The organism is Streptomyces lothianensis (assembly GCF_047779955.1).
Lineage (GTDB): Bacteria > Actinomycetota > Actinomycetes > Streptomycetales > Streptomycetaceae > Streptomyces.
Genome location: NZ_JBLMKT010000030.1, coordinates 39,694 through 61,570, shown reverse-complemented (window position 1 = coordinate 61,570; position 21,877 = coordinate 39,694). Strand labels below are relative to the sequence as shown.

Sequence of the window (21,877 nt, the reverse complement as noted above, 5' to 3'; positions counted from 1 at the left end):
GTTACCCTTGATGCCGTGACTCTTCGCCTGTACGACACCAGCGCCCGGCAGATCCGTGACTTCTCCCCGCTCACACCGGGCTGTGTCTCGATCTACCTGTGTGGCGCGACCGTGCAGGCCGCCCCGCACATCGGGCACATCCGCTCCGGCCTGAACTTCGACATCCTGCGCCGCTGGTTCACGTACCGCGGCTATGACGTGACCTTCATCCGCAATGTCACGGACATCGACGACAAGATCATCGCGAAGGCCGCCGAGCAGGGCAGGCCCTGGTGGTCGATCGGCTACGAGAACGAGCGCGCGTTCAACGACGGCTACCACGCGCTCGGCTGCCTGCCGCCCACGTACGAGCCGCGGGCGACCGGCCACATCACCGAGATGATCGAGATGATGCGCGGCCTGATCGAGCGCGGTCACGCCTACGAGGCGGACGGCAGCGTCTACTTCGACGTGCGCTCGTACGAGGGATATCTGGAGCTGTCCAACCAGGACCTCGACGACCTGCGCCAGCCCGCCGAGGAAGGCATCACCGGCAAGCGCGACCCGCGCGACTTCGCCATGTGGAAGGCGAGCAAGCCGGGTGAGCCCGACTGGGAGACGCCGTGGGGCCGTGGCCGTCCGGGCTGGCACCTGGAGTGCTCGGCGATGGCGCACAAGTACCTGGGCAGGGCGTTCGACATCCACGGCGGCGGCCTGGACCTGATCTTCCCGCACCACGAGAACGAGATCGCCCAGGCCAAGGCGTACGGCGACGACTTCGCGAACTTCTGGCTGCACAACGCCTGGGTGACGATGTCCGGCGAGAAGATGGCCAAGTCGCTGGGCAACTCGGTCCTGGTCGGCGAGATGACGAAGAAGTGGCGCCCGATCGTCCTTCGCTACTACCTCGGCACCCCGCACTACCGCTCGATGATCGAGTACAGCGAGGAGGCCCTGCGCGAGGCCGAGTCCGCCTTCGCGCGGATCGAGGGCTTCGTGCAGCGGGTCGTGGAGAAGGCCGGTCCCGTCGAGCCGGCGGCCGAGGTGCCGCAGGCCTTCGCCGAGGCCATGGACGACGATCTGGGCGTCCCGCAGGCGCTCGCCGTCGTGCACACCACGGTCCGGCACGGCAACAGCGCCCTTGCCGAGGACGACAAGGAAGCCGCCGTGGCCCGCCTCGCCGAGGTGCGTGCCATGCTCGGCGTCCTCGGCCTCGACCCGCTCGACCCGCACTGGGCCGGTGAGTCGGACCGCGGCGAGGATCTCCACGGCGTCGTCGACACTCTCGTACGCCTGGTGCTGCAGCAGCGGGAGGCGGCCCGCTCCCGCAAGGACTGGCCCGCGGCGGATGCCATCCGGGACCAGCTGCAGCAGTCGGGCCTGGTCATCGAGGACTCGCCGGACGGACCGCGCTGGACACTCGGCGCGCGCTGAGCAGACAGGATGTGCCGCCCGGTCCGCCGGGCGGCACACTTCATATACGTACGCGCCCACATGCGCACGTCTCTACACACCTCCATCCGCACATTCATACGCACGAACTTCGCAGCAGACGCAGAAACAGGTAGGTCATGGCCGGGAACAGCCAGCGCAGGAACCGCCGCACCAGCAACAAGAAGGGCGCGACGGTCGGCAGCGGTGGCAAGGGGCGCCGCGCCCTTGCCGGCAAGGGCCCCACGCCCCCCGCCGAGGCGCGCAAGAAGCACAAGAAGAACCGCATCGCCAACGCCAAGGCCAAGCAGGCCGCCCGCAGGCCCGTCGCCCGCCGCGGCGGCAAGGGCACCTCGGAGCTGGTCGTCGGGCGCAACCCGGTGGTCGAGGCGCTGCGCGAGGGCGTGCCCGCCTCGACGCTGTACGTGCAGCAGTTCATCGACAACGACGAGCGCGTGCGCGAGGCCCTGAACCTCGCGCAGGAGCGCGGCGGCATCAACCTCATGGAGGCGCCGCGCCCCGAGCTCGACCGGATGACCAACGGCCTCAACCACCAGGGGCTCGTGCTCCAGGTCCCGCCGTACGAGTACGCGCACCCCGAGGACCTGGCCGCCGCGGCCTTCGACGAGGGCGAGGAGCCGCTGATCGTCGCGCTCGACGGCGTGACCGACCCGCGCAACCTGGGTGCGGTCGTACGCTCCGTCTCCGCCTTCGGCGGCCACGGTGTGGTCGTACCGGAGCGGCGCGCGGCCGGGATGACGGCCGGTGCGTGGAAGACCTCGGCCGGCACGGCGGCCCGTACGCCCGTCGCCCGCGCCACGAACCTGACGCGCGCGCTCGAGTCGTACCAGAAGGCCGGTCTCGTGGTCGTCGGTCTCGCGGCCGACGGGGAGCACGAGGTCGGTGAGCTGGAGGCGCTCGAAGGGCCGGTGGTCGTCGTGGTCGGCAGCGAGGGCAAGGGCCTGTCCCGGCTGGTCGGCGAGACCTGCGACTTCCTCGTCCGGATCCCGATGCCGGGTGGCGCGGAATCCCTGAACGCCGGTGTGGCGGCGGGAGTCGTGCTGTACGAGGCGGCGCGGCGCAGGGGCTGAGCGATCTCCGCGCCGGGGTTTCGGGCTCCGGCGCCGGATTCCCGGGCCCTGCTGCCGGGGTCGGGCGGCCCGGTCGCGCGGTTCCTGGGGGAGTCTTGACCTGTCACGGACAGATCCGCGGGGTCAAAGCAGTGTCCTAAGGTGACGTCACTCGGTTAGATGAGTGTGGACACCAGAACACCCCGCACGGGATTCGACGACGCTCCCGCGCTGAGCATGGTGAAGGTGCCTTGCGACCCGGCGCAGGTCATCGTCAATCACGCGAGTTTCCGCGTGCAGCTCCCCGGCGCGCAACAGCCCCGATCGCCGCGTATCGCCACGAGCGCCGGCCTGATCCCCGCGGTCGCGGGCGCCGCAGGCGCCGCCGCCGTGCGGCGCCGCACGCCCGTCGTGTGGAGCGGCCGCAGCGCGGGCGGCGACCTCGCCGCCGCGGGGCTGCTGCAGGCCGCCCGCAAGGCCGAAGTACGGCATCCGGCCGAGGACTTCGGCGACGGCGCGGCCACGCAGGTCATCCCGCGCGTCGGCGTCACCGGCCTCGACGGGATCGACGAGGAGCTCGACACCGAGAAGACCGTCGAGACGCCCCAGGTCGTAGGCCCCCGCGAGCCCGCCGGCGAGTCGACGCGGCTGATGCCGGCGGTCTCCGCCCTCGACAGCGCGTACGACGAGTACTTCAGGGACGAGACGGGCACCGCCGCCGGCGCGTACGAGGACGAGGACGAGGAGCCCGAGGAGGACACCGGCCGCGGGACACCCCGGCGCCAAGGCGCCGACCCGGTCAAGCACGCGTACTACCCGGGCCGTCGGCTCAACCTCGGCGTCGTACTGCTCCCGCTGCGCATCTTCCTCGGCTTCATCTCCATCTACGCGGGCATGGGCAAGCTCTGCGACCCCGTCTACTTCGACGGCGGCGAACGCGGATCCATGGTCAAGTGGCTCAACTCGCTGCACCCCTGGGCGGCCGCCGAGCCGCTGCGGGACTTCGCGCTGCAGCACCCGGTCGGGGCCGGCCTGGTCATCGCCTTCCTGCAGGTGATCGTCGGCGTGCTGACCGTGCTCGGGCTGTGGCAGCGGGCCGCCGCCGTGGTCGGCGCGCTGCTCTCCGCGGCGCTGCTCGTCACCGTGAGCTGGAAGACCGTGCCGGTGTACGACGCGCCGGACATCATCTACCTGGCCGCCTGGTCGCCGCTGATCATCGCCGGCGCGCCGGTGTACTCGGTCGACGGGCGGCTCATGAGCGAGGCCTGGCGCAGGCTCGGGCCGCGCGCCGCGCTGTGGGAACTGCGGCGCTGGGTGCTGCGCCGCAGGCTGCTCATCGGCATGTTCGTCATCGGGGCCGCGCTGCTCATCGGTGCGCTGCTCGGCGGGGCGGTGCGCAGTGCCGGGACCGTCACGGTCCCCGGGCCGGGGCAGCCGCCGCGCAACGAACTGCCCGGCTCGCCGCTGCCGAGCGAGTCCGAGACGCGGCGGGAGTCCGAGAGCCCGTCGGCGTCCAGTTCGCCGACCGCCGGTGCGACCTCCGAGCCGCCGGCCGAGTCCGCGACCTCCGCGCCCGGGGCGGCGCCCCGGGAGTCCAGCACCGCAGGGGCGGGGCAGCAGCCCAGTGAGACGGCGGGGACGGGCGATCAGCCCCAGCAGCCGGCTCCGCCCCCGCCGCCGGCGGACACGGGCGGTCCCACCGGCGGGACCGACGGCGGCTCCTCGGGTGGCCCGGGCGGCGAGGAGGAGCCGCCGAGCGGCCTCCTGGGCGGCCTTCTGGGCGGCTGAACCCACGGCCTACGCCAAAGGGGCCCGGCACGCGTACGAAGTACGTCGTGCCGGGCCCCTTGCGCTTCCCGCTCCTACTCTCCCCACCCAGCTGTGGGCAGCGGTGCTGCAGGGCGTATCCCACCCCCACCCTCCACCCAGCTGTGGGCAGTCGTGCCGCAGGGCGGCACGGGTGGGCACAGCGGCACCCCCGCCGGGCAGGCACTGCGCAGCGCTCCCCCCCCCGCCAAGCTCAGCGGCGCAGGGCAGCAAGCTCCTTGGCGGCCTCCGTGAGGTCCTTCGCCGTGTCGATGGCGCGCCAGTACGCACCCTGCGGGATCGGATACCCGGCCAGTCGGCGCCCGCGCGCCAGCTGGGGGAACGTCGTGCGCTCATGGTCCCCGACCGAGGGCAGCAGCCCGGCGAACTCCGGCGCGAACACGTACACGCCCGCATTCACCTCGTACGACGTCGGAGGCGACTCGATGAAGTCCGTGATGTGACCGAACGCGTCGGTCTCGACGGCCCCCCAGGGGATACGCGGCCGGGCCAGCGCCAGCGTCGCCGTGGCGTCCCGCTCCGCATGGAACTCGGCCATCGCCCGCAGCGAGAACCGCGTCCAGATGTCCCCGTTGGTCGCGTACCAGCTCTGCTCGGGATGCGGCAGATGCGCGGCCGCGAACTTCAGCCCGCCACCGCGCCCGAGCGGCTCCTTCTCGACGACCGTCGTGACGTTCAGCGGCAGATCGGCCGTCGCGAGCCAGTCCTGGAGGACCTCCGCGAGATGCCCGCAGGAGACGACGGCGTCGGTGACGCCTTCCTCCGCGAGCCAGGACAGCTGATGGCCGATGATCGGGGTCCCCGTGCCGGGGATCTCGACCATCGGCTTGGGCCGGTCGTCGGTGTACGGGCGAAGGCGCGAGCCCTGGCCGCCGGCGAGGACGACGGCCTGGGTCGGGGTCGCGCAGGGCGCGGTGGTGGTCATGGCCGCACTTTATGCGCCGGTGCACGGCATGCCGACGCCCGCCCCGGGCGACGGCGCGGGGCGGCGGGCTGCGGCACCCGGCCGCTCACGGCGCCGGGGCGGGCGCGGAACACGACACCGGCGCCGTGGTACGCCACGGCGCCGGAGCGGAGTAAGGCGCCGGACAGGCGACGGCGCCGTACCCGTGCGGAGTCAGACGGACTCCGCGACCCCCGCCGCGAAGGCCGTGTCGCAGACCGGGCGGGCGAAGGACTGGGCGCGGGCCGGACCGTAGTGCTCGACGGCCGCGCGGCCGAGCGCGCGGGCGATCGAGACGCAGTGCTTGGTGAGCGAGGGACGCCGGTCCACCTCCTGCTGGAGATGGGTCAGCGCGATGCCCGGATCCTTCTGCTGCAGCTCGACCAGGAGCGCGTCCCGGAGTACATCCTGCGGGGCGCGGGCCTTGGCCGGTTCGGAGATGTCCTGGGAGGCCGTGGTCAGCGTCGAGCCAGTGGCGCCCGTCCAGTTGACGCTTGCCACCGCGAGCGTGCCGGAGAGCACCAGGACCACGGGGAGCACCAGGGCGAGCGTGCGGCCGATGCGGCGGGCGGGACCCTGCCGGTGCCGCCGGGAGGTGTGGGTGTAGGAGTGCGTCACGCGAGTGAGAGTAGCGGCGAGTGATGATTTGGCGACATTTGGTCACCGTAATGAGGGATGGTTCGAGTCGGCCTTTCGAATCCCGTGTTGACGTCGTGGGTCGAAATAGGCGGTGTTTCGGGCTATGCGGGGATCCGCCGACCGGGTGCGGCAGACACTGCGCCGACCGGCCGCGTGGAGAGGTCGCGTCGGCCGGCTGCGTGGGGTGATCCGTCGGACGGCTGCGCGGGGCGATGCCTCGGCCGCGTACGGGAACGGCCCCGCACGGTGGAGTGCGGGGCCGTTCCGGGGTCGGGGGTGCGGTGGGCGTCAGTCGGAGAGGCGCTTGCCCGTGCCGGTGGAGAAGACGTGGGTCTCGCCGGGGCGCGGGACCACGTGCAGCGTCGAGCCCTTCTCCGGGACCGCGCGGCCGCTGACGCGGACCACGAGGTCCTTCTGCTCGCCGCCGACCTCGGCGGTGCCGTAGACGTAGCCGTCGGCGCCGAGCTCCTCGACGACGTTGACCGTGACGGCGAGGCCCGCCGGGGCGTCGGCGGTCTCCTTCGAGAGGGACTTCGAGGCCTCGCCGTTCTGCTCGACGACGTCGAAGTGCTCGGGCCGGACGCCGAGCGTGATCGAACCGCCGGCGGCCTGGTCGAGCGCCGCGCGCGAGACCGGGATCAGCGAGTTGCCGAACTTCACGCCGCCGTCGGCGACCGGGACCTCGACCAGGTTCATGGCGGGGGAGCCGATGAAGCCGGCGACGAAGAGGTTGGCGGGCTTGTCGTACATGTTGCGCGGCGAGTCGACCTGCTGGAGCAGGCCGTCCTTGAGGACCGCCACGCGGTCGCCCATGGTCATCGCCTCGACCTGGTCGTGGGTGACGTACACCGTCGTGATGCCGAGGCGGCGCTGGAGGCTCGCGATCTGGGTGCGGGTGCTCACGCGGAGCTTGGCGTCCAGGTTCGACAGCGGCTCGTCCATGAGGAAGACCTGCGGTTCGCGGACGATCGCGCGGCCCATCGCCACGCGCTGGCGCTGACCGCCGGAGAGGGCCTTGGGCTTGCGGCTCAGGTACTCGGTGAGGTCGAGGATCTTCGCGGCGTCCTCCACCTTCTGGCGGATCTCGGCCTTCGGGACGCCGGCGATCTTCAGGGCGAAGCCCATGTTGTCCGCGACGGTCATGTGCGGGTAGAGCGCGTAGTTCTGGAACACCATGGCGATGTCCCGGTCCTTCGGCGGCAGGTGGGTGACATCGCGGTCGCCGATGTGGATCGAGCCCTCGTTGACGTCTTCGAGGCCCGCGAGCATGCGCAGGGAGGTGGACTTTCCGCAGCCGGACGGGCCGACGAGGACGAGGAACTCACCGTCGGCGACTTCGAGTTCGAGCTGGTCGACCGCGGGCTTGTCGCCGCCCGGGTAGATGCGGGACGCCTTGTTGAACGAGACAGTGGCCATGGTGATGGGCCCCCTTCACCGGCAGGAACGTGCCGGACGATCCGAGTAAAGGTTGCACCGGCGCGGTGGGTCCGCCCTGGGGGCGCCCCGGCCGCAGTGGTGTAGTCCAGTCGGTGGACTGTGGGTGACCGTACCCGGTGGGGGGTGGGCTTGGGTAGGCCCGGCGTCACACCGGCGCCCCCGCAGGCAAAGTCTGCCGGGGGCTAGTGCCGCGAAAGGTTCCCTGATGCGGCACTAGATGCCCGCCTGGTGGGCGAGGAGGGCCGCCTGGACGCGGCTCGTGGTCTCCGTCTTGTCCAGGATTGCCCCGACATGCGTCTTCACCGTGCCCACGCCGATGCCCAGGCGGCTCGCGATGTCCGCGTTGGACAGGCCGCGAGCGAGCATCCCGAGCACCTCGCGTTCGCGGTCCGTGAGGGAGGCAAGGCGGGGATCGGCGGCGGGCGGGGGTGCGGGGGACGTGCCGCCCGTGAGCATGCGCCGGATGACCGTCCCCGTGACGCCGGGGGAGAGGACCGCGTCGCCCGTGGCCGCCGCGCGGACCGCGGTGATCAGTTCCTGCGGGCCCTCGTCCTTGAGCAGGAAGCCCGCCGCTCCGTCCCGCAGCGCCCGCAGCACGTTCTGCTCGTCGCCGAAGGTGGTGAGCATGACGACCTTCGGGGCCGGGTCCAGTGCCACGAGGCGGGGGACCGCCGCGAGGCCGTCGAGGACCGGCATCCGGATGTCGACGAGGGCCACATCCGGCCGGTGCGCGGCCGCCAGCGCGATCGCCTGCTCGCCGTCCGCCGCCTCCGCGACGACCTCGATGCCGTCGGCATGGCCGAGGACCAGCTCGACCCCGCGCCGGATCATCTCCTCGTCGTCGGCGAGCAGCACACGTACGGGGGCGTGCGCCTCGGCGCGTACGGAGGGGTCGGCGGCCGGAGTCATGGGGTCTCCCTGGTCGGTGCGGTCGGTGCGGTCGGTGCGGTCGGTGCGGTTGGTGCGGGCGGCGTAGTCGGTGCGGTCGGGGCAGTGGGGGCGGTCGGTTCCGCGGGCGCCGTGGGCGGTTCGGTGACCAGGGGGACCGAGAACGTGTCGATCGTGGTGAGGGTGTTGTCGGGGCCGAAGCAGTAGCGGGCGATTCCGAAGCGTCCCCGTGCGGTGTACGCGTCCTCGTCGTCGGCGAAGGAGTACAGGCAGCTGCTGGTGCCGGCGGGGCGGGCCGGTTCGCGGTCCGCCGCCGCGGCGCGGACCACGTCGGCGTCGTAGACGAGTTCGCCGACCCGGGACTTCGGCATGCCGAGGCGGATCGCCTCGGGTTCGCCGTACTCGGGCGTGGGTCGCGCCTGCTCCACGAGGATCACCCCGAGCATCATCGTGACGGCCACACCCGCGAGCCCGAGCAGCGCGGTGATGCCGGTGCCGAGGCGGTGCTGGATCCCGGCGAGTGCCGTCGATCCGCCGCCGGGCCCCGCGTCCGGCGCCGGGCGGCGGCCCGCCGGACCGGGCACGGCGGGCATCACCGCGTACACCTGGAAGCCGCCCTCGGCGCGCACCCCCGCGTCGAGCCGTCCGCCGAGCAGCTCCACGCGTTCGCGCAGCCCGGTCAGTCCGCGGCCGGTGCCGACCACCGGGGCGGGCGGCTGCTCGGTGGACTCGTTGCGTACGCGGACCGAGACTTCGTGCGCGGTGTGTGCGACCTCGACCGTGACGGCCGCGCCCGCCGCGTACTTGTGGACGTTCGTCAGCGCCTCGCGCACCACCCGGTGCACCGCGCGCCGTACCTGCGCCTCGCGCGTGTCGAGGTCGGGGCCTTCCCAGTCGAGCCCGACGGTCAGGCCCGCGCCCGCGGACTCCTCGACGAGCGCCTCGATGTCCGCGCGCGTCCCGGTCGCGTCGGTGAGCGCCTCGGTGCCGGTGTCGCGGCTGAACGGGCCGAGCACGCCGAGGATCTGACGCAGCTCGTACATCGCGTCCCGGGTCGCCCGGCGCACCTGTGCCGCGCTCTCCCGCAGCTCGGGGTCCTGCTCGCGCAGCGCCATCTCCAGGCCGCCGGTGTGCAGCGAGATCAGGCTGAGCCGGTGGCCCACCAGGTCGTGCATCTCGGCGGCGATCCGGGTGCGCTCCTCGCTGCGGCCCGCGTCGTCGGCGAGCCGGCGCGCCTCCTCGGCCGCCGCGGTCCGCTCCCGCAATGCCGTGACCAGGCGGTCCTGCTGCCCGGCCGAGATCCCGACGAGGCCGGGCACGGCGATCGTGGTCGCGGCGAGCACCAGGCCGAGTGCGGCGCCGTAGGCCGGGCTGTAGCCGCCGGGCAGTGTGGCGGGGGTGACGGCGGCCGAGACGGCCGTGGTCAGGGCGGTCGCGCCGAGCAGCAGCAGGATGCGGCGCCGCGGATCGGCCAGCTGCCGGGTGACGGTGTACGAGGCCGCCGCGGCGACCAGGCCGTAGTACGGGACGGCGCCGAGCAGCGCCGCGAGGCCGAGCACGGCCGTCACCGGGAAGCGGCGGCGGGTCACCAGGAGGGCGAGGGCGAGCAGGGTGAGCGGGACGAGGTGGCGCGGCGGCAGGTCGTGGCCGAGCCCCGCCATCGCGCTGTACGTGAGCAGGACGAGGATGCCGCCGCCCGTCGCCTCGCCGGCCGCACGCCACAGCCGGCGCCCGTCCTCGCCGGGCGCGGCGAACGGGCTGGCGGACCGGGGCTGGGCGGGCATGGGGTCAAGTATCGGCCGGTGGGGGCGGCGAACGCGTGCACCCGGCGGGTGATCCCGCCGGTGCGTTCCTATGCCCAAGGACAGAGGCGGACGCCGGGTCCGACTCGGCTTCGGTACCGTGCCCGGCGCTGCGTGCCTTGTCACAATCCGGAACCGAAGGCCAGGAACGTCCGGCCGCTGCCCGGCGGACTGGCAAGCCTGCATGCCATGAGCCGATCGCGGACCCGCCGACCAGCCGCCGTCTACGCAGTCCTGCAGGTTGCGGCGCTGGCGCTGGCGCTGTGGCTGTCCAGGCAGTTCGAAGTGGCGCGGCTGTCGGCCACGCTGATCGCGCTGGCTCCCACCGTGCCGGGTGCCTACCTGGCCTGGGCCGCCTACCGCGCCGACCGCAGCGAGGCCGCGGCGGACATCGACATGAAGGTCAGGACACTGGCCGCCGCGGTGGCCGCGGCCGAGACCCGGCAGCGTGCCCAATTGATCGGGCCAGGCGCGCACCGCATCGACCTGGCCTTCCACCGGCGTACCGAACCCGCAAACAACGCCGCCGGTGCTGCCCCGTACGGCCGTCTCACCGACATCGTCATCTACTACCAGAACCTGCATCCCGCCCGCCTGGCCATCACCGGTGAGCCGGGCGCCGGGAAGACCCTGCTTGCCCTGGACCTCATCCTCGGCCTGCTGACCCACCCCGGGCGCACCGGCACCGACCCCGTGCCCGTCCGCTTCTCCCTGGCCGGCTGGGACACCGGCCGGCCGTTGCCGGAATGGCTCGCGCACCAGGTCCACCAGCAGTTCCGGGACCAGGGCATCACCCTCGCCGACGCGACCGCGCTGGTGGACCGGCACCGCATCCTGCCGGTCCTGGACGGCCTGGACGAGATGGACACCGATGCCACTGAGGCCGGCCGCCGCCGCGCGGCCCGCGCCCTGCAGGGACTCAACGCCTACCAGCACCCCACCGGCAGCGCCCCGGTCGTCCTCACCTGCCGCACCACCCAGTACGAGGACCTGGCGGCCCTCGACCTACGGATGCGTGAGGCCGCCCGCATCCAGCTCGACCCGGTCACTCCCGGCCAGGCCGCGGCGTATCTCACCGCCCGCAGCACCCGCCCCGACCGCTGGCGGCTGGTCATCCAGACGCTCGCGACCGCGCCCGGCGGCACTCTGGCCCGCGCTCTCGACACTCCGTGGCGCCTCAATCTGGCCGTCACCGCCTACGAAGAACGCCACTCCGACACCCTCGCCTACCTCCGCGCACCCGACCACCTGTGCACCCTGGCCTCCCCCGGCGTGGTCCGTGACCATCTCCTGTCCCTCTACCTGCCCGCCGCCGCCCATCAGCACCCCAGCCGCCCCGACCACTACCGCTCCGACCGGGTCCACCACTGGCTCGCAGCCCTCGCCGCCCACCTCGCCACCCCCGCACCCGCAGCCCCCGCAAGCGGCACCGACATCGTCCTTCACCGGCTGTGGCCCATGGCCGGTCCCCGCCGCGTCCGCACCGCCGATGTCCTGCTCGCCGTCCCCCTGGCCCTCGCCATCGCCGCTGTGCTGCTCGACCAGGTCTCGGTCGGCTTCTCACCCGTCCAGTTGCTCGGCGCCGTACCGGCCCTGCTGATCGCCCTGGGATTCGTCTGGCAGGCCGGCCGTTCCGACATCCCGGAGCCTCGAACGATCCAGCTCCGGCGGCTGCGAAGCCACCGCCACCTCGCCCGGACTCTCATGGGCGGGCTCGTGGTCGTGCTTGTGGGCGGGCTCGTGGTCAGGCTCGTGGCCGGTTTCGCGGTCGGGCTCGGGAGCGGGCCCACGGTCGGGTTCGGGAGCATGCTCGTGGTCGGGCTCGTGGCGGCTCTCGTGATCGGACTCACGGCACCCTTGAGCGCTGTTCCGCCGACGGACCCGCGCCGTCCGGTGCGGGACGATCTCGTGGCCGGCCTCGTGGCCGGCCTCGGGTTCGGCCTCGTCGCCGGTCTTGTGGTCGGTCCTGTGGTCGGTCTTGTCCTCGTTGTGGCCGGGCTGAACGTGCTCGCCGTGACCGGGCGCCGCTACCTGGTCTTCCTGTGCTGTGTCCGGGGCCGGCTGCCTTGGCGTCTCGGTGCGTTCCTGCACTGGGCCTACGAGGCAGGACTCCTGCGGGTCTCCGGTGTGGCCTACCAGTTTCGCCACCGGGAACTCCAGGACTGGCTCAGCACGCACTCCGCCCCCTCGGCGACGGCGGGTGAAAGCTGACCCACCGCGCGGGCCGAAGCCGATCGCCGGCTCCCGGAAGCCCGGAAGCCCGGAAGCCCGGAAGACCCCGGCCGGAAGACCCCGGCGGATCAAGAACACGCCGAGACGGATCCTCGTCCGCCTCTGTCTTTGGACGGACTCCGGGACAACGCCGAAGGCCCCGCCTCGCCGAGGGTTTCCTCGGACGGTGGCAGGGCCTTCGTTCCCATGCGAGCCCCCTGTCGGAATCGAACCGACGACCTGCTGTTTACAAGACAGCCGCTCTGGCCAACTGAGCTAAGGGGGCGCAGCGCCCGGCGGTTGCCCGGTGCGCAGACCCCCTCACTGTACACAGCGCCTCTCGCGCCGGGCCATGGAGTTGCGGTCCCCGCGGGGTCCGCCGGGCCTCCTCCCGCAGGACTACGGCATGGCACGTCCCTGACCTTCGGCAGAGCGCCGAAGCACGCCCTGAGAGCGACGATCCGGGCAGGCCGGCGGGCCGACGATGGGTTCAGGTTCACGTTGTCGCCGTCCGCGGTCGGCATGAACAGCCACCGTCCCTCCCTCCCCCCGGTCCAGGAGCCCTCCCATGCCGTACGCAGCCGCCCGAACCCCGGACGCCCCTGTCCCCGTCCCCGCCGCCACCGCGGCCGCCCGTGCCACCGGCCTCAGCAAGGTGTACGGGGAGGGGGAGACCCGGGTCGTGGCGCTCGACGCCGTGGACGTGGAGTTCGGGCGCGGGCGGTTCACCGCGATCATGGGCCCGTCCGGTTCGGGCAAGTCGACGCTGATGCACTGCATGGCCGGCCTCGACGCGGTCACCTCCGGCTCGGCACGGATCGGCGAGGTGGAGCTGACCGCCCTGCGGGACCGGGAGTTGACCCGGCTGCGGCGGGACAAGGTGGGCTTCGTCTTCCAGGCCTTCAACCTGCTGCCCACCCTCACCGCGTACGAGAACATCACGCTGCCGATGGCCATCGCGGGCCGCAGCCCGGAGCGGGCCTGGCTCGACCGGATCGTGCGCACGGTCGGCCTCGCCGACCGGCTGACCCACCGGCCCGCACAGCTCTCCGGCGGCCAGCAGCAGCGGGTGGCGGTGGCGCGGGCGCTCGCCGGGCGGCCGGAGATCGTCTTCGCGGACGAGCCCACCGGCAACCTCGACTCGCGGACCGGCGCGGAGATACTCGGCTTCCTCCGGGAGTCGGTGCACAGCCTGGAGCAGACCGTCGTCATGGTCACGCACGACCCGGTGGCCGCCTCGTACGCGGACCGGGTGGTCTTCCTCGCCGACGGCCGGATCGTCGACGAACTGCACGCGCCGAGCGCGGACGCGGTCCTCGACCGGATGCGGCAGTTCGAGGGCCGCGCCCGGACGAACTGAGTCGCGCCCGGCCTGCCGGCGCCTCCTCCGCCCCACCATCCGTACCTCTCCAGGACGTCCTTCCATGCTGCGAACAGCCCTACGCAACCTTCTGGCGCACAAAGCCCGGCTTGTGATGACCGCGCTCGCCGTGCTGCTCGGCGTCGCCTTCGTCTCCGGCACGCTCGTCTTCGGCGACACCGTCGCCGGCGCCTTCCGCGGCGCGTACAGCAAGAGCCTCGACGGCGTCGCCGTCTCCGTGAACGCCGAGCACCTGCCCGGCGATCCGGTCCCCGAGTCCGGCAAGCGCGTGACCGTCCTCGACGACGGGCTCGCCGGGCGGCTCGCGCAGGTGCCCGGCGTCGAATCCGTACGGCCGACGGTGAACGGGCGCGCCACGCTCGCCGCGAAGGACGGCCGGCCGGTCGGCGCGGACACCAACTGGCAGAACCTGGCGGTCAACTACGCGCCGGGCAAGGACGGCAAGGACCCGCGCCATCCGCTCGTGAGCGGCCGCGGACCCGCCGCCCCGGACGAGATCGCGCTCGCGGACGTGACCGCCGAGAAGGCCGGATACAAGATCGGCGACACGGTCCGTCTCGCGGTCGACGGGCCCGCCCTGACCAAGAAGCTGGTCGGCCTGGTCTCCACCGACGACCCGAGGGTCACGGCGGGCGGCACCCTCGCGCTCTTCGACACGGCGACCGCGCAGAAGCTCTTCGTCTCGCCCGGCCACTACGACGAGTTCGTCATCGCCGCGAAGCCCGGCACCGACCAGGAGCGGCTGGCCACGGCGGTGCGGGAGAAGCTGCCGGAGGAGGGCGCCTCGGCGACCAGCGGCAGCGAACTCGCCGCGCAGCAGACGCGGATGCTCGACCAGGTGACCGGCTCGTTCACCAAGGCGCTGCTCGTGTTCGCGGGGATCGCGCTGTTCGTGGGCGCGTTCATCATCGCCAACACCTTCACCATGTTGATCGCCCAGCGCTCCAGGGAGATCGCCCTGCTGCGCGCCGTCGGCGCCTCGCGCGAGCAGGTCGTACGGTCGGTGCTCGCCGAAGCCGCCCTGCTCGGCCTCGCGGCCTCCGCCGCCGGGTTCGTCCTCGGCCTGGGTATCGCCGCCGCCCTGCCCACGCTCCTCAACGCCGGTGGCGCGGGGCTGCCTTCGGGCCCGCTGGTGGTCATGCCGACGACGCTGATCGCCTCCCTGGCCGTGGGCGTCGGCGTCACCGTCCTCGCCGCCTGGCTGCCCTCGCGCAGGGCCGCGCGGATCGCGCCGGTCGAGGCGATGAGCACGATCGACGCGCCCGCTCCCGTACGGAGCCTGGTGATCCGCAACGTACTCGGCGCCGCGGTGACCGGCCTCGGGCTGCTGATCATGGGATACGTGGCCTCCCTCGACAAGCCGGACGAGGCGGAGCTGCTCCTGACACTCTTCGGCGCCGGACTGTTCCTCCTCGGCCTGATCGTCCTCGCGCCGCTGCTCTCGCGCCCGGTGGTGGGGCTCACGGGCCGGCTGACCGAGCGGTTCTTCGGCGTGAGCGGCAAGCTCGCCAAGGAGAACGCCCTGCGCAACCCGCGCCGCACCGCCGCCACCGCATCGGCCCTGATGATCGGGCTCTGCCTGATCACCGGCCTGACGGTCGCCGCCGGATCGGCGCAGCGGGCCGTGGCCGCCGAGTTCACCAAGGGGCTCGCCGCCGACTACCGGGTCACCAACACCGCGTACCACGGCATCGAGGCCGATGCCGCCGAACGCCTCGCCGAGGTCCCCGGGGTCGCCGCCTCCGTACCGCTCGCCTCGGCGAGCCTGGTCGGCGAGCGGACCGGGTACGCGGACCTCACGGGCACCGACCCGGCGGCCCTCGCCGAGGTCACCGACCTGCACTTCACCGCCGGGGCGCTCGGCGACATCCGGCCCGGACGGGTCGCCGTCTCCGACACGTACGCCGAGGAGCACGGGCTGGACGTCGGCTCCACGGTCGAGGGGCGGCTCGGGGGGTCCTACGACGGCACCGGCGGCGAGCCGGTCCGGCTCAAGGTCGTCGGGATCTACGAGCAGAACGAGACGGTCTCCGACCTGCTCGGCGCACTCGGCCAGGTCCTGCCGCACGCGGAGCGCGGCAGCCTCGACTCGGTGCTCCTGAAGGCCGAGCCCGGAGCGAAGGACCTCGACGGCGCGCTGCGCGACGCCCTCGGCAACAGCCCGCTCCTGAAGGTGCAGGACAAGGACCAGATCGTCGCGGAACAGATCGGCGGTGTGAACACCATCCTCACGATGATGTACGGACTGCTCGGCATGGCCGTCCTGATCGCGGTGCTCGGCGTCGTGAACACCCTCGCGATGTCCGTCTTCGAACGCACGCGTGAGATCGGTCTGCTGCGGGCCGTGGGCCTCGACCGTTCGGGCATCAAGCAGATGGTCCGCCTGGAGTCGGTCGTGATCTGCCTCTTCGGCGCCCTGCTGGGCATCGGCTCCGGTGTCTTCCTGGCCTGGCTCAACAGCGGCCTGGTGGGCGGCTCCCTCACCACCTACGAGACCGTGCTCCCCTGGGCGCGCATATCCCTCTTCCTCCTCCTCGCGCTGGTGATCGCCCTCCTGGCGGCGGCCTGGCCGGCCCGCAGGGCCGCACGGCTGGACGTGCTGCGGGCGATCGGGGCGTAGGCGACGGCGAGGCGAGGCCGGCCGGGCACCCCATGGCGGGGTGCCCGGGGACGCCACCCGCGGCCGTCGTGACCTGCCACCTGCGGCACCCGCGGCCGCCGTACCCCCGCTGTCCGTGCCACCCGCGGCCGGCCCGCCCCCGTCGCCCTACGCCACCCGCAGCCGGCGCACCCCCGCCGTCTCCAGGGCCAGGCGGGCCGCCTCCCGGGCGCTGGTGAAGGAGACCTCCGAGAGGACTCCGGGGGCCGCCACCTGGTCGCCGGCCAGGTAGACGCCCTCGCCGCGGTCGATCGCGGGGCGGTCGCGCCAGGTGGCGCCCGGGCGGTCGACCGCTCCGGTGCGGCCCGCCGCCAGGGCCTCGCGGCGCCAGGTGAGGCGGGAGCGCCAGTCGGGGAAGCCCAGGTCGAGGAGGTGTTCGGCGCGGGCGATGGCGCTCGCACGGGGTTCGTCGGGGGCGAGGGGGATCTGGCCCTGGACGAGCTGTTCGCCGCGGGGCGCGAGCGAGCGGTCCTGGGCGGTGAAGCGTTCGATCCAGCCCGGGCCGTCCAGGTCCGAGATGACGAACGGATCGCCCCGGCGGGTCCGCAGGCCGAGGTCGATCAGGGCGGTACGGCCGCTGTCCCAGCGCAGCGAGTCATCGCCGAGGAGGCGGCGGGCCGCGTCGAGGGAGGTGGCGACGATCACCGGGCCGGTCTCGGGGAGTTCGGTGATCCGGCAGGCCGTTTCGACCCGTACGCCCAGGTCCCAGGCGTGCCCGGCCATCCGGTCGATCACCGAGGACCAGCCGCCGCGCGGATAGTGGGCCTCCGGTGGCAGCTTGACGGCCCGGCGGAGCCGCTCGTGCACGAAGCGCGCGGAGAGCGATCCGGGGTCGTGGTGGAAGAGCGCGACCGCCGCGTAGTGCGCGGCGGCCCGCGCGCCCTCCTCGCCGACCTCCCCTTCGGCCCAGCCGAGGAAGTCCGCGTCCACCGGCGCCTGCTCGACGCTCCGGCGCAGCAGCCTGAGCATCGCGAGCGGCGGCGTGCGGCGCAGCGCGCCCGCGTGCCGGAAACGGAAGCGTGCGCCTTCGAGCGGCGGCACCGAGGCCATCGGCCCGAGCAGGCCGCGCTGCTTGAGCCAGGCCCAGTGCGGGCCGCCGTTGTAGAGCGCGTGCGGGCCCTCGTTCGTACGGAACGCGCCGGTGACCGTCGTACGGGCGCGGCCGCCGAGCGTGTGGTGCGCCTCGTGCACGGTGACCTGCGCCCCGGCCTCGGCGGCCGTGATCGCGGCGGTCAGTCCGGCGAATCCGCCGCCTATGACGGTGATGCGGTCCATGACCTGTGCTCTCCCTGCTCCTCGGATGCTTTCACCGGTACCGACGGACGGGGGGTACGGGAATGTGACATCGCCCTGCGGGGCGGCTTCGGCGGCGTGGTTCGCGGGGCCGGGCCGCCCCGGGACGGCCAAGTCGCCCGTGTCCGAGCGGCCCCGAGCCGCCCGCGCGCAGGGTTGGCCCATTCGTGCTGTTCTGGAGGATATGAGCTCCCTTGACCCGGCCACCGGACGAGGACCTCAGGCCCCCGATCCTCAGGCCCCCGATCCCACCCGCTGGTGGGGCCTGGTCGTCATCGCACTCGCGCAGCTCATGGTGGTGCTCGACGCGACGATCGTGAACATCGCGCTGCCCTCCGCGCAGGCCGACCTCGGCATGTCGGACGCGAACCGCCAGTGGGTGATCACCGCGTACACCCTGGCCTTCGGCGGACTGCTGCTGCTCGGCGGCCGGATCGCGGACCTCGTCGGCCGCAAGCGCACCTTCGTGATCGGCCTGGTCGGTTTCGCGATCGCCTCGGCGCTCGGCGGTGCGGCGAGCGGCCCGGGGATGCTGTTCGCGGCGCGGGCGCTGCAGGGCGTGTTCGCGGCGGTCCTCGCGCCCTCCGCGCTCTCGCTGCTGACCACGATGTTCACGGACCCGAAGGAACGCGGTAAGGCCTTCGGTATCTACGGCGCCATCGCGGGCGGCGGCAGCGCGATCGGACTGATCGCGGGCGGGCTCCTCACGGAGTACCTGGACTGGCGCTGGTGCCTGTATGTGAACGTGCCGATCGCGGCGATCGGGGTGATCGGCGCGTTTATGTTCCTGCACGACCGCGAGAGCCACCACGCGGCCAGGCTCGACGTGCCCGGCGTGCTGCTCGGCTGCGGCGGTCTTGTCGCGATCGTCTACGGCTTCAGCGAGGCGCAGCCGCGCGGCTGGAGCGACGGGCGCGTCCTCGGCCTGCTGCTGGGCGGTCTGGCGCTGCTCGTGGCCTTCGTGTGGTGGCAGACGAAGGCGTCGAAGCCGCTGCTGCCGCTGCACATCATCAAGGAGCGCAACCGCGCGGGCTGCTTCCTGGCGATGGGGTTCGCGACGATCGGCCTGTTCGGCGTGTTCCTGTTCATGACCTACTACCTGCAGACCATCCTCGGCTACTCGCCGGTCAAGACCGGGATGGCCTTCCTGCCGATGACGGCCGCGATCATCGTCGGCGCCACCCAGATCGCGGCCCGCCTCATGCACCATGTCGCCCCGAGGCTCCTGCTGGTGCCGGGCATGCTGCTCGCCACGACCGGCCTGCTCATGCTGACCCGCCTGACCGCGCAGGCCGAGTACGCAAGCCATGTCCTGCCCGCGATGCTGGTGCTCGGGCTCGGCATGGGCCTCACCTTCATGCCGGTGATGGCGACCGCCACGCAGGGCGTCGCGCCGCACGATTCGGGCGTCACCTCCGCGACCGTCAACACCTCGCAGCAGGTGGGCGGCTCGATCGGTACGGCCCTGCTCAACACGATCGCGACCAGCACCTCGGCCACGTACATCACCTCGCACCTCGCCGACGCGGCCCGCGAGAGCGGGCAGCAGCCCACCGAGCAGCTGCGGCGGCTGATCACCGCGGAGGGCGTGGTGCACGGCTACACGGTCGCCATCTGGTGGGCCGCGGGGATCATGTTCCTCGGCGCGCTGATCGCCGCGTTCATGGTCACGGCCCGCGCCCCACGGCACGACGCACTGGCCCAGGAGCATGCGGAGGCGGGTGAGGGCACGGAGGTGGTGCCCTGAAGCAGCCGACCTTGACCTCGACCTTCCTTGAGGTTGAAGAGTGGGATCCCGACCGACCGGCACCCAGGGGAGCCCACCATGCATGCCATCCGCCTTCACGCCTTCGGCCCCGCCGAGAACCTCTCGTACGAGACGGCCGAGGACCCCGAGCCGGGTCCCGGACAGGTACGGATCAGGGTGCGCGCGGCCGGGGTGCATCTCCTCGACACCGCCCTGCGCGAGGGCATGCAGGGCCCGGCGCCCACGGCGACCGAGCTGCCCACGATCCCGGGCCGCGAGGTCGCCGGTGTGGTGGACGCGCTGGGCGAGGGCGCCCCGGCCGAGTGGCTGGGCAGGCGGGCCGTCGCCCACCTCGGATTCGCGCCCGGCGGGTACGCCGAGCTCGCCGTCGTGGACGCCGCCCGGCTGCAGGCGGTCCCGCCCGGCCTCGACGAGGCGGAGGCCGTCGCGCTGATCGGGACGGGACGTACGGCCATGGGCATCGTCCAGTTCGCCGAGCCGGACGCCGCATCGACCGTCCTGGTACCGGCCGCGGCCGGTGGCCTCGGCACGCTGCTCGTCCAGTACGCGAAGCACCGCGGCGCCACCGTCGTCGGCCTCGCGGGCGGCCCGCGCAAGACCGAGCTGGTGCAGGCGAACGGCGCCGATCTCGCCGTCGACTATCTCGACCCGCGCTGGCCCGATGCCGTACGGGAGTTCCTGGGCGCGGAGCGCGCGGCGAGCATCGTCTTCGACGGGGTGGGCGGCGACACCGGCCGCACGGCCGTCGGGCTGCTCGGCGCGGGCGGCCGGCACATCGTCTTCGGCTGGACGGAAACGGGCCTGAGCGGCGGGCCCGTCGAGTTCGCGGAGGGGGAACTCGAGGCGCGCGGTGTGGAGTCGGTGCAGGTGCTCGGGCCTGCGATGCTGCAGAAGGCGGGCGGCGAGAACCCGGTACGGGTCCTGGAGACCCGCGCCCTGGACCTGGCCGCCGAAGGCGTCCTGCGCCCGGCGGTGACGCGTTTCCCGCTGGAGCGGGCCGCCGCCGCGCACCGGGCGCTGGAGGAGCGGCGGACGGTGGGGAAGGTGGTGCTCGAGCCGTGAGCGGACCCGTTGACGGCAGCGGTGGCCGGAACCGTAATCCGCTGGCGTGCGCGGCCCGTTGCGGCCCAGGATGACGCCCATGACCGAGACCACGGATCAGCCCGGGACCGCAGACCTCACCGAGAGCGCAGACCTCACCGAGACCACGGACCAGCCCGAGCGCTGGAGCGACGCCACTGTCTACCCCGACATGTGGACCGACCCGGAGGACGACCCCCGCGACCGTGACGGGGAAGCGCCCGAAGGCGAGCTGGCCACGCTCCTCGAATTCCTCGACGACTACCGGCTGACCCTGAAGATGAAGTGCGAGGGCCTCACCCCCGAGCAGCTGGCCCGCCGCTCGGTCCCGCCGTCCACGATGTCCCTGCTCGGCCTGCTCCGCCACCTCGCCGAGGTGGAACGCGACTGGCGCAACTGGCTCACCCAGGACGAACCCCTGCCGAAGCTGTATGGGCCTGGCGACGGCGACTTCGACGGCGCCGTCGGCTCCCAGGAGGTCGTCGACGCGGCGTACGCGGACCTGGCCCGCGAGCAGGCCGCGACGGACGAGGCCCTGGCCGCCTTCCCGGACCTGGGGCAGCGCGTGGGCGAGGACCAGGACTCGGTCCGCGAGATCATGGTCCACCGCATCGAGGAGTACGCGCGCCACTGCGGGCACGCGGATCTGCTGCGGGAGTGTGTGGACGGACGCGTGGGGCAGTAGCGCGGCCCTTCGGCAGCCGGGGCGCCCCGGGGGAAGGTTCGCCCCGGGGGCAAACCTTCCCCCGGGGCTTTGTCGGTGCCGTGGGCCACCATGGGCACATGGCACGCAAGACGAGGACGACCGGGGCCCGGCGCCCCGAGTTCCACCTGCCCGAGCTGGCGGAGTTCGGGGAGCCCGGGCTCGAAGCCGACGGCGACTACGACGGGCTGCTTCTGCACGGCCGCGACCTCGCGGGCCAGGACGCCTCCGGCGCACGGTTCATGGACTGCCTGCTGGAGGACTGCGCGCTGGACGGCACCTCCCTGACGCACGCGCGGTTCATCGACACCCGCCTCTCACAGCTGCGGGGCGTGGGCACCGACCTGGCCCGGGCCTCGCTGCGCGATGCCGAGCTGCTGGACGCGCGCCTGGGCGGGGTGCAGCTGCACGGGGCGGTCCTGGAGCGGGTGGTGATCCGGGGCGGGAAGATCGACTACCTGAATCTGCGCGAGGCGCGGCTGCGCGACGTCGTCTTCGAATCGGTCGTGCTCGCCGAGCCGGACTTCGGCGGGGCGAGCCTGGAGCGGGTCGAGTTCGTCGACTGCGCCCTGAAGGCCGCCGATTTCACCGGCGTACGGATGACGGATGTGGATCTGCGGCGGTGCGGCGAGCTGGAGATCGCGCGGGGTGCGGAGCGGCTCGCGGGCGCGACGATCTCTCCCGCCCAGCTGATGGATCTGGCCCCGGTGTTCGCGGCGGCGATCGGCGTACGGGTGGAGGTGTAGCGCCCGTGGTGCGGGTGGAG

Annotated in this window: 16 protein-coding genes and 1 tRNA gene; 10 read left to right on the top strand and 7 right to left on the bottom strand. The window is 73.0% G+C overall.

Translation table 11 applies throughout. The features are described 5' to 3' along the window. The first annotated feature begins 15 nt into the window (after window positions 1–15). The 3 genes from cysS (at window position 16) to ACLF6P_RS10825 (ending at window position 4,268) form a co-directional block, all read left to right on the top strand. Entirely contained in the window at window positions 16–1,413 is a 1,398-nt protein-coding gene (gene cysS, locus ACLF6P_RS10835) for a cysteine--tRNA ligase (protein WP_415949784.1), read from the top strand. Window positions 1,414–1,550: 137 nt separating this feature from the next. Beyond that, on the top strand, window positions 1,551–2,501 hold the full coding sequence (gene rlmB / locus ACLF6P_RS10830; protein WP_415949782.1) for a 23S rRNA (guanosine(2251)-2'-O)-methyltransferase RlmB: 951 nt from the start codon (window positions 1,551–1,553) through the stop codon (window positions 2,499–2,501). Between the two features lie 159 nt (window positions 2,502–2,660). Then, window positions 2,661–4,268, top strand: coding sequence for a DoxX family protein (locus ACLF6P_RS10825; RefSeq protein WP_415949781.1), 1,608 nt, complete (start codon window positions 2,661–2,663; stop codon window positions 4,266–4,268). A gap of 232 nt (window positions 4,269–4,500) precedes the next feature. Here ACLF6P_RS10825 and ACLF6P_RS10820 read toward each other — a convergent pair whose 3' ends face one another. From ACLF6P_RS10820 to ACLF6P_RS10800, 5 genes are all read right to left on the bottom strand, one after another. Further along, complete coding sequence (locus ACLF6P_RS10820; protein ID WP_415949780.1) at window positions 4,501–5,232, bottom strand: nucleotidyltransferase family protein; 732 nt, start codon at window positions 5,230–5,232, stop codon at window positions 4,501–4,503. Window positions 5,233–5,424: 192 nt separating this feature from the next. Beyond that, window positions 5,425–5,868 (bottom strand): hypothetical protein, encoded by a 444-nt coding sequence (locus tag ACLF6P_RS10815; RefSeq protein WP_415949779.1) that lies wholly within the window; start codon window positions 5,866–5,868, stop codon window positions 5,425–5,427. A gap of 309 nt (window positions 5,869–6,177) precedes the next feature. Continuing rightward, window positions 6,178–7,305 (bottom strand): ABC transporter ATP-binding protein, encoded by a 1,128-nt coding sequence (locus ACLF6P_RS10810; protein ID WP_415949778.1) that lies wholly within the window; start codon window positions 7,303–7,305, stop codon window positions 6,178–6,180. Between the two features lie 234 nt (window positions 7,306–7,539). Next, the gene (locus tag ACLF6P_RS10805; RefSeq protein WP_415949777.1) at window positions 7,540–8,235 is read right to left on the bottom strand and encodes a response regulator; all 696 of its coding nucleotides are present in this window, start codon (window positions 8,233–8,235) and stop codon (window positions 7,540–7,542) included. Beyond that, window positions 8,232–9,998, bottom strand: coding sequence for a sensor histidine kinase (locus tag ACLF6P_RS10800; protein ID WP_415949776.1), 1,767 nt, complete (start codon window positions 9,996–9,998; stop codon window positions 8,232–8,234). The genes ACLF6P_RS10805 and ACLF6P_RS10800 overlap by 4 nt, the downstream gene beginning before the upstream one ends. A 207-nt stretch (window positions 9,999–10,205) precedes the next feature. Here ACLF6P_RS10800 and ACLF6P_RS10795 point away from each other — a divergent pair, with 207 nt between their 5' ends. Next, window positions 10,206–12,227 (top strand): NACHT domain-containing protein, encoded by a 2,022-nt coding sequence (locus ACLF6P_RS10795; RefSeq protein WP_415949775.1) that lies wholly within the window; start codon window positions 10,206–10,208, stop codon window positions 12,225–12,227. Between the two features lie 212 nt (window positions 12,228–12,439). Here the strand turns inward: ACLF6P_RS10795 and ACLF6P_RS10790 are convergent. Then, window positions 12,440–12,513, bottom strand: a tRNA-Thr gene (locus ACLF6P_RS10790). Window positions 12,514–12,795: 282 nt separating this feature from the next. Between ACLF6P_RS10790 and ACLF6P_RS10785 the strand changes: the two genes are divergently transcribed. Both ACLF6P_RS10785 and ACLF6P_RS10780 read left to right on the top strand, forming a co-directional pair. Then, window positions 12,796–13,587 carry an ABC transporter ATP-binding protein gene (locus ACLF6P_RS10785; protein WP_415949773.1) on the top strand — a complete coding sequence of 264 codons (792 nt, stop codon included), beginning with the start codon at window positions 12,796–12,798 and terminating at the stop codon, window positions 13,585–13,587. Window positions 13,588–13,651: 64 nt separating this feature from the next. After that, window positions 13,652–16,228, top strand: a complete 2,577-nt coding sequence (locus ACLF6P_RS10780) for an ABC transporter permease (protein ID WP_415949772.1) — start codon at window positions 13,652–13,654, stop codon at window positions 16,226–16,228. Between the two features lie 147 nt (window positions 16,229–16,375). Here the strand turns inward: ACLF6P_RS10780 and ACLF6P_RS10775 are convergent, their stop codons facing one another. Continuing rightward, window positions 16,376–17,542, bottom strand: a complete 1,167-nt coding sequence (locus ACLF6P_RS10775; protein ID WP_415949770.1) for an FAD-dependent oxidoreductase — start codon at window positions 17,540–17,542, stop codon at window positions 16,376–16,378. Between the two features lie 202 nt (window positions 17,543–17,744). Between ACLF6P_RS10775 and ACLF6P_RS10770 the strand changes: the two genes are divergently transcribed. The 4 genes from ACLF6P_RS10770 (at window position 17,745) to ACLF6P_RS10755 (ending at window position 21,857) form a co-directional block, all read left to right on the top strand. Beyond that, window positions 17,745–19,307, top strand: a complete 1,563-nt coding sequence (locus ACLF6P_RS10770; RefSeq protein WP_415949768.1) for an MFS transporter — start codon at window positions 17,745–17,747, stop codon at window positions 19,305–19,307. A gap of 78 nt (window positions 19,308–19,385) precedes the next feature. Continuing rightward, entirely contained in the window at window positions 19,386–20,390 is a 1,005-nt protein-coding gene (locus ACLF6P_RS10765; RefSeq protein ID WP_415949767.1) for a zinc-binding dehydrogenase, read from the top strand. 190 nt (window positions 20,391–20,580) lie between these two features. After that, window positions 20,581–21,093: a DinB family protein gene (locus ACLF6P_RS10760; protein ID WP_415949794.1), complete on the top strand. Its 513-nt coding sequence runs from the start codon at window positions 20,581–20,583 to the stop codon at window positions 21,091–21,093. A gap of 98 nt (window positions 21,094–21,191) precedes the next feature. Continuing rightward, window positions 21,192–21,857 (top strand): pentapeptide repeat-containing protein, encoded by a 666-nt coding sequence (locus tag ACLF6P_RS10755; protein ID WP_415949766.1) that lies wholly within the window; start codon window positions 21,192–21,194, stop codon window positions 21,855–21,857. The last annotated feature ends 20 nt before the right edge of the window (window positions 21,858–21,877 follow it).